The following is an 8,510-nucleotide window of genomic DNA, read 5'->3' as shown; positions in this document are numbered from 1 at the left end:
GTGTAGAAGAGACAGGTGTCCGGGAAGGTCCGGTCCCCACCCCGGTCCCGGACCTTCCCGGACACCGCCTCTGCGGATACGGCACTCACGCGGCACAGCTCCTGTTCGCTACGGACCTCGTCACACCTTCACCAGCCCCTGCGCCCGGCCGCCGCCCAGCGCGAGATAGACGTCCTCCAGGCTCGGCGTGGCGAGCGTGAAGTCGTCCAGCGCGGCGAAGGCGGGACCGCCGGTCACCGCGGCGACGGCGGCGCGCGCCTCCGCCGGGCCGAGCCGCAGCGACCAGCGGCGGCCGGTCTCCAGGGCGATGTCGCGCAGCGCGGCGACCTCGGGCACGTCCAGCGGCGGCTCGGTGCGCCAGACCAGGTCGACGCGGACCTCGTCGCCGATGAGTTCCTTGAGGCCCGCCGGGGTGTCACAGGCGATGATCCGCCCGTGTTCCAGGACCGCGACCCGGTCCAGCACGGTCTCGGCCTCGATGACGTTGTGGGTGACCAGCAGCACGGTGGCGCCGCGTTCGGCGCGGCGCCGGTCCACGGCGGCCCACACGGCCCGGCGGGCCACGGGGTCCATGCCGGTGGTCGGCTCGTCCAGGACGAGCAGGGGACGGTCGCCGACCAGCGCGGCGGCGAAGCAGGCGAGGCGGCGCTGGCCGCCGGAGAGCTTCTTCAGCGGACGGCCCGCGAGGGGGGCGAGGCCCAGCTCGTCGAGGACGGCGTCCCGCTCGGCCCGGGCCGTGCGCAGGTCCATGCCGCGCAGCCGGCCGGTGGTCTCGGCGGCCAGGGCCACGGTCAGCTCGTCCAGCGCGGTCGACTCCTGGCCGAGGTAGCCGATGAGACGCGCGGCCCGCTCGGGGTGGCGGACGAGGTCGTGGCCGAGGAGGTCGACGCCGCCCGCGTCGGGGCGGAGCAGCCCGGTGAGCTGGCGGACGAGCGTGGTCTTGCCGGCGCCGTTGGGGCCGAGCAGCCCGAAGATCTCACCGCGCCGGATGTCGAGGTCGATGCCGTCGGTGGCCCGGACGGGTTCCGCGCCGGGACGGCCGCGGCGGCCGCGCGCGGCCGGGTAGGTCTTGACGAGCCCCCGCACGGTGCACACCGTGGCGCCCGCGGCGCGCTCCGCCTGTTTCCCGACCGTTCTCACGAGCTATGAGGGTACGCGCCCCGGCGCCCGCGGCTCGCCCGGGGGCACGGTTGAGCCCGCTTCCGGGCACGATCGTGGCGCTGATCGCCGTCGCGGCGGAGGAGATGCCCCGTCAGTCCCCCGCCTGCGCGTGCTCCGCGGCCGTCCGGGCGTCGATCTCGCGCCAGAAGCCCGCGCGGATCGCGTAGCGGTCGTGCTCGTCGATCTGGTCGTCCTTGTGGGCGAGGAGCCCGAAGCGGGCGGCGTAGCGCAGGAGCTCGCCGTCGATGCGGTGGGGGATGCGGGGGTACTCGGTGGAGAGGTGCTGGAGGTGGACGGAGTCGGTCAGGCGCTCGGCCCAGCGGCGGGCGAAGACCTGGCCGACCTCGAAGGGGTCGCCGCCGACGGTGGTGATGTCCTCCTCGCGGTCGGCCCAGCGCTGTTCGGCGCTGGTGAGCTGGGCGAGCATGGGCAGGGAGGCCGTCTCGGGGGACTCGCCCGGACCGCCGCCCGCAGGGCGGTCGATCCAGCCCTTGTCGGAGGACCAGCGCAGGGTCGCGTTGGGCGTCGCCCCGGCGCCGGACTGGCCGTTGGCCGGGCCCGGGCCGGGGCCCGGCGCCGGGGTGCCGGCCGGCTGCTGAGTGCCCGCCGCCCCGCGCCCCAGGCCCGCGAGGTCCTTCGGGGTGGGCACGCCCCGTGCGGCGGGGGCGTCGGCGCCGACTGCCGGGGCCGTCGCCGCGGGCCGGGTGCCGTTGCGCTCGACGGCCGGGCGGCTCTCCGCGCCGTGCCCGGAGGCCGCCGCCGCGGCGGCCGCGGCGGCGGTCTCGGGCAGCGGCGCGGAGAGGATCGCCGCGATCTCGGGCCGGGGCGCGGGCGGCGGGGCGCAGGGGCCGGTGAGCTCCTTGGGCCGTACCGCGCGGGTGATCCAGCTGCGGTCCAGGACGCGTCGTTCGTCTGCCTCGGCGACGAGGTCCTCGGACTGGTTGTAGTCGCCGTCGGCGGCCTGCACGGCCCACAGGTGGACGGCGACGCCGTGTTCCTTGGCGGACATCAGGCCGGGCAGCAGATCGCCGTCGCCGGTGACGAGCACGATGTCCGAGCAGGCGCGGTTGCGGGCGAGCTCGGTGAGCTCGGCGTGCATGGCCGCGTCCACGCCCTTCTGGGCCCAGCGGCCGTCGCTGCGGGTCAGCGCGCCCAGCCGGACCGTGACGCGGGACATGACGCGCAGCCGCCGGTGCTCGGGCTGGGGCACCCGGTCGGGGGCGCCGTCGAACCAGTAGATCCGCAGCAGCGGACGCTGGGTGTCGGCCTCGGCGCGCTCGCGCAGCCCCTGGATGAGGGTCGCGTGGTCGACGGTGATGCGCGACCTGGCGGGCTCCCCCGCCAGCAGGCTCGCGGCGGCGCCCAGCAGATAGCCGGCGTCCACCAGGACGACGCAGCGGTCCACGTTCCACCCTCTTTCCGTGAGTTCAGATGACTTCGGCCGGTTTCGGCTGAGTTCTGGTCGGTGCTGGTGAGTTCGCACGGTGCGGTCGCCCCGGCACGGCGGTGCCCCGGTCTCCTCGGCTTGCCAGGAGTCTGCCCGACCGCGCGGGGGTTATCAGTCCGAACTGGATCTTCGGCGTGGCGGATACGGGCGGCGGCGGAGAAGTACACCTGTCACCGAAGGTAATGACCCGAAATGCGCTCTTCGTGGGGGCGTGCAAGGGTGATCCGTGGGGGGCCGTCACCCCGATCCGGAGGCACAGCAGCAATGGCGAAGAACAAGAAGCAGGACCGGAGCCAGCAGAAGTCCAGCGCGGCGGAGCGCGGTCAGCAGCAGGCCCAGAAGTCGTCGATCGAGGCCCAGAGCGAGCAGCGGGCGACACAGGTGACCCCGGGCGATCTCGCCCGTAAGAGCAAGCAGAAGCGCTTCGGTCATAACTGACCCCGGCGCTTCGACGCGCTTGAGGGGCGCGCCCGCATCGGCGGGCGCGCCCCTCAAGCGCGTACAAGGTGGTGCCGGGCTCAGCCCGCCAGGCAGGACGGGCCGAGCAGCTGCTTCAGGTCGCCGAAGAGTGCCGGATCGGGTGTCACCCGATGGCGGTCGAGCCGCAGGACGGTCGTCTTCCGGGCGCCCTGGAGCTTGATCCGCACCTCGGTCGAGCCCCGGTGGTGGCTGAGCACCTGGCCCAGCCGCTCCACCAGCGGCGGGGTGACCTTGACCGTGGGGATGGAAATGATCACCGGGGCGTTGGTGCCGGCGTTGGAGAGGTCGGGGACCATCAGCTCCATGGCCACCAGCCGGGGGATGTCCTCGCGCTTGTCGAGCCGTCCCTTGACGAAGACGACGGCGTCCTCGACGAGCTGGGTGGAGACCAGCTGGTAGGTGGCGGGGAAGAACATGCAGTCGATGGAGCCGGCCAGGTCCTCGACGGTGGCGATGGCCCAGGCGTTGCCCTGCTTGGTCATCTTGCGCTGGAGGCCGGAGATGATGCCGCCGATGGTGACGATGGCGCCGTCGGCGTGCTCACCGCCGGTGAGCTGGGAGATCGAGGCGTCGGCCTTGTCGTTGAGGACGTGCTCGATGCCGAAGAGCGGGTGGTCGGAGACATAGAGGCCGAGCATCTCGCGCTCCTGCGCGAGCAGATAGGCCTTCTCCCACTCGACGTCGGAGAACTCCACGTCCAGCCCGAAGCCGGGGCCGTCGTCGCCGCTGTCGTCGCCCATGCCGCCGAAGAGGTCGAACTGTCCCTCGGCCTCCTTGCGCTTGACCTGCACCACGTTGTCGATCATGGGCTCGTAGTGCGCGGTGAGGCCCTTGCGGGTGTGGCCCATGGTGTCGAAGGCGCCGGCCTTGATCAGCGATTCGACGGTGCGCTTGTTGCAGACGACGGCCTCGACCTTGTCGAGGAAGTCGGGGAAGGAGGTGTACTTCCCCTTGGACTTGCGGCAGCGGATGATCGAGTCGACGACGTTGGCGCCGACGTTGCGGACGGCGGTGAGGCCGAAGAGGATCACGTCGTCGCCCTGGGCGGCGAAGTTGGCCTCGGACTCGTTGACGTTCGGCGGGAGCACCTTGATGCCCATGCGGCGGCACTCGTTGAGGTAGATCGCCGACTTGTCCTTGTCGTCGCGCACCGAGGTGAGGAGCGCGGCCATGTACTCGGCGGGGTGGTTGGCCTTGAGGTAGGCGGTCCAGTACGAGACGAGGCCGTACGCGGCGGAGTGGGCCTTGTTGAAGGCGTAACCGGCGAAGGGGACCAGCACGTCCCACAGGGCCTGGATGGCCTCGTCGGTGTACCCCTTCTTCCGGGCGCCTTCCTGGAAGAGGACGAAGTTCTTCGCCAGCTCCTCGGGCTTCTTCTTGCCCATGACGCGGCGGAGGATGTCGGCCTCGCCGAGCGAGTAGCCGGCGATGATCTGGGCGGCCTTCTGGACCTGCTCCTGGTAGACGATCAGGCCGTAGGTGACGGCCAGGACCTCCTCGAGGGGCTTCTCCAGCTCCGGGTGGATCGGGGTGATCTCCTGCTGCTTGTTCTTGCGCAGGGCGTAGTTCGTGTGCGAGTTCATGCCCATCGGGCCCGGCCGGTACAGGGCGGACACGGCGGAGATGTCTTCGAAGTTGTCGGGCTTCATCAGCCGCAGCAGGGACCGCATGGGCCCGCCGTCGAACTGGAAGACGCCGAGGGTGTCACCGCGCTGGAGCAGCTCGAAGGTCGTGGGGTCGTCGAGCGGGAGGGCCAGGAGATCGATGTCGATCCCCTTGTTGGCCTTCACCATCTTGACGGCGTCGTCCATGATCGTGAGGTTGCGGAGGCCGAGGAAGTCCATCTTCAGCAGGCCGAGCGACTCACAGCTCGGGTAGTCCCACTGGGTGATGGTCACACCGTCGGAGTGCCGGACCCAGACCGGGACGTGGTCGGTGATCGTCTCGCTGGACATGATCACACCGGCCGCGTGGACACCCATCTGGCGGACCAGGCCCTCGACGCCGCGCGCGGTGTCGATGACCTTCTTGACGTCCGGCTCGTTCTCGTACATCCCGCGGATCTCGCCGGCCTCGCCGTAGCGCGGGTGCTTCGGGTCGAGGATGCCGGAGAGCGGGATGCCCTTGCCGAGGACGTCGGCGGGCATGGCCTTGGTGAGGCGGTCGCCCATCGCGTACGGGTAGCCGAGGACGCGGGCGGAGTCCTTGATGGCGTTCTTGGCCTTGATGGTGCCGTAGGTGCCGATCATGGCGACCTTGTCGGCGCCGTACTTCTCGGTCACATAGCGGATCACCTCGGCGCGCCGGCGCTCGTCGAAGTCGATGTCGACATCGGGCATGGAGATGCGCTCGGGGTTGAGGAAGCGCTCGAAGATCAGGCCGTGCGGGATCGGGTCGAGGTCGGTGATGCCCATGGCGTACGCGACGATCGAGCCGGCCGCGGAGCCTCGGCCGGGGCCGACCGCGATGCCCTGGTTCTTGGCCCACATGATGAAGTCGGCGACCACGAGGAAGTAGCCCGGGAAGCCCATCGAGATGATCGTGTCCATCTCGTACTCGACCTGCTTCATGCGGTCCTCGGGGATGCCGCCGGGGAAGCGGCGGTGCATCCCGCGCATGGTCTCCTCGCGGAACCAGGTGACCTCGGTGTAGCCCTCGGGGATGTCGAACTTGGGCATCAGGTTCCGGAACTGGAACATGCCCTCGGTGTCGACCTGCTCGGCGACCAGCCGGGTGTTGGCGCAGCCCTCCTGCCAGGCGTCCGAGGAGTCGATGGCGTACATCTCGTCCGTGGACTTCAGGTAGTAGCCCGAGCCGTCGAAGCGGAAGCGGTCCGGGTCGGAGAGGTTCTTGCCGGTCTGGATGCACAGGAGGGCGTCGTGGGCCTCGGCCTCGTGCGCGTAGGTGTAGTGGGAGTCGTTGGTGACCAGGGGCGGGATGCCGAGCTTCTTGCCGATCTCCAGCAGGCCGTCGCGGACGCGGCGCTCGATCTCGATGCCGTGGTCCATCAGCTCCAGGAAGTAGCGTCCCTCGCCGAAGATGTCCTTGTAGTCGCTGGCCGCCTGGACCGCCTCGTCGAACTGGCCGAGCCGCAGCCTGGTCTGCACCTCGCCGGACGGGCAGCCGGTGGAGGCGATCAGGCCCTCGGACCACTGGGCGATGGTCTCCTTGTCCATCCGGGGCCACTTGGTCAGCCAGCCCTCGGCGTAGGCGTCGGAGGACAGCCGGAAGAGGTTGTGGAGGCCGGTGGCGTTCGCCGCCCAGATCGTCTTGTGGGTGTAACCACCCGAACCGGAGACGTCATCGCGCTTCTGGTGCGGCTGGCCCCACTGGATGCGCCGCTTGTTGCGCCGGGACTCGGGCGCGACATAGGCCTCGATGCCGATGATCGGGGTGATCTCGGCCTTCTTCGCCTGATGGAAGAAGTCGTAGGCGCCGTGGAGATTGCCGTGGTCGGACATGGCGATGTGTGTCATGCCCATGTCCTTGCAGGCATTGAACATGTCCTTGAGCCGCGCGGCACCGTCCAGCAGGGAGTACTGGGTGTGGACGTGCAGGTGCGTGAAGGGCGACTTGGACGGCGCTGACACGGCGGGAGACCTCCGGCGGGCGGATTCGGGGCGGACGGGGACCGTTTTGAAGGTTACCGGCCCCCACCGACACCGGTGGGCACACGCCGGTAACCTCGGACGCCCCGGACGGGCAGCACATGTGTCCGCCCGATGACCCCACCAGGAGGAACCCGCGATGGCGACCGAGCACGAGCGGGCCGCAGCGCGCGGCGAGGAGATCCTCGCCGTCTTCGACACCGCCTTCGGTGAGCTGCTGGCGGCCGACCCGGCGGCCTTCCGCGTGAAGTTCCGAAAGATGGCCGCCTCCGCCTTCGCCTTCTACCGGGGCACCGCCTGCCTCTTCTACTCCGACCTGGCGCACGAGCGCGACGCAGGCCCCTACCTGGACGAGCGCACCGGCCGGGTGTGGATCCACGGCGACCTCCACGCCGAGAACTTCGGCACGTACATGGACGCCAACGGCCGCCTGGTCTTCAACGTCAACGACTTCGACGAGGCCTACGTCGGCCCCTTCACCTGGGACCTCAAGCGCTTCGCCGCCTCCGTGGCGCTGCTGGGCCACGCCAAGGCCCTCAGCGACGGGAATATCTCCGAGCTGGTGCGGATCTACGCCGCCGCCTACCGCGAGCGGATCCACGCCCTGGCGACTGGAGCCAAGAACCCTGACTTCACAGAGCTGCCGCCCTTCACCCTCGACACCGCCGACGGCCCGCTGCTCGGCGCCCTGCGCGAGGCCCGCTCCCTGACCCGCTTCGGGCTGCTGGCCACGATGACGGAGATACGCGACTTCGACCGGCGCTTCCTCCCCGGCGGCGGCACCGTCGAGCTGGACGCCGCCACCCGCTACAAGATCCTCGCGGCCTTCGACGGCTACCTGGAGACCCTCCCCGACACCAGCCTGGCCCGCCCGGACTCCTACCGCGTCAAGGACGTCGTGGGCCGCCGGGGCGTCGGCATCGGCAGCGCCGGCCTGCCCTCGTACAACATCCTCCTGGAGGGCAACAGCGACGCCCTGGAGAACGACGTCGTCATCTACATGAAGCAGGCGCAGACCCCGGCGGTCTCCCGGCACATCACCGACAGGGCCGTGCGCGACTACTTCCGGCACGAGGGCCACCGCACGGTGATCTCGCAGCGGGCGCTCCAGGCGCACGCCGACCCGTGGCTGGGCTGGACGGAGCTCCAGGAGGGGGGCCGGGCCCACGGGCAGCTGGTCGCCGAGGTCTCGCCCTACGCCGTGGACCTCGACTGGTCGGACATCGACGACCCGGTGGAGATCGCCGCCGTCGTCGCCGACCTGGGCCGGGCCACCGCCGCCATGCACGCGGCCGCCGACGACCAGAGCGGCCACTCGCTGGTGCCGTTCTCCACGGAGCGCGCCATCGACGCCGTGATCGCCGCCGACGAGGAGGGCTTCGCGGAGCTCCTCGTGGACTTCGCCCACACCTACGGCACCCGGGCCCGCGCGGACCACCAGATCTTCGTGGACCTCTTCCGCAACGGCCGTATTCCGGGCCTTTAGTCGCCTTTAGTCGAGGTTTATCGCGCGGCATGACACACTCGGCCCTCATGGACATATCAGCGGCACGGTGGCGGGCAGTGCGCGCGGCGCTCTTCGCGGCGCTGTGCGTACTGCTGTCCGCGGCCTCCCATGTGCTGCTGTCCGGGAAACCGCTGCCGCTCGCGACCGTCGCCGGGGCCGGCGCCGCCGTCTTCGCGCTCGCCTACGCCCTCGCGGGCCGCGAGCGCGGCTACGGGCGCATCGCCGCGCTCCTGGTCCCGCTGGAGCTGGGCGCCGCGGCGCTCTTCACCGCCGGGCAGGACACCTGCTACGGCCGCCCCGGCCACCC

Annotated in this window: 5 protein-coding genes and 1 pseudogene; 3 read left to right on the top strand and 3 right to left on the bottom strand. The window is 70.8% G+C overall.

Features of this window, described 5'->3' with window-relative positions; genetic code table 11:
- Window positions 1–120 precede the first annotated feature (120 nt).
- Window positions 121–1,095, bottom strand: coding sequence for an ABC transporter ATP-binding protein (locus tag K6I33_RS27135; protein ID WP_229357161.1), 975 nt, complete (start codon window positions 1,093–1,095; stop codon window positions 121–123).
- 157 nt (window positions 1,096–1,252) lie between these two features.
- Entirely contained in the window at window positions 1,253–2,566 is a 1,314-nt protein-coding gene (locus K6I33_RS27130) for an NYN domain-containing protein (RefSeq protein WP_229357160.1), read from the bottom strand.
- Between the two features lie 306 nt (window positions 2,567–2,872).
- On the opposite strand from K6I33_RS27130, the gene K6I33_RS27125 reads away from it, so the two are divergent.
- Entirely contained in the window at window positions 2,873–3,046 is a 174-nt protein-coding gene (locus tag K6I33_RS27125) for a hypothetical protein (protein WP_229357159.1), read from the top strand.
- Between the two features lie 80 nt (window positions 3,047–3,126).
- On the opposite strand, the gene dnaE is transcribed toward K6I33_RS27125, so the two are convergent.
- Window positions 3,127–6,678 (bottom strand): DNA polymerase III subunit alpha, encoded by a 3,552-nt coding sequence (gene dnaE, locus K6I33_RS27120; RefSeq protein ID WP_229357158.1) that lies wholly within the window; start codon window positions 6,676–6,678, stop codon window positions 3,127–3,129.
- A gap of 157 nt (window positions 6,679–6,835) precedes the next feature.
- On the opposite strand from dnaE, the gene K6I33_RS27115 reads away from it, so the two are divergent.
- On the top strand, window positions 6,836–8,182 hold the full coding sequence (locus K6I33_RS27115; RefSeq protein WP_229357157.1) for a DUF2252 domain-containing protein: 1,347 nt from the start codon (window positions 6,836–6,838) through the stop codon (window positions 8,180–8,182).
- 47 nt (window positions 8,183–8,229) lie between these two features.
- Window positions 8,230–8,510 (top strand): annotated as a pseudogene (locus K6I33_RS27110) (hypothetical protein); the annotation flags it as partial.

Origin of the sequence: Streptomyces sp. UNOB3_S3 (genome assembly GCF_020740895.1) — a bacterium.
In the GTDB taxonomy this organism is placed as follows: domain Bacteria; phylum Actinomycetota; class Actinomycetes; order Streptomycetales; family Streptomycetaceae; genus Streptomyces.
This window is presented reverse-complemented; position numbering and strand designations above follow the sequence as displayed.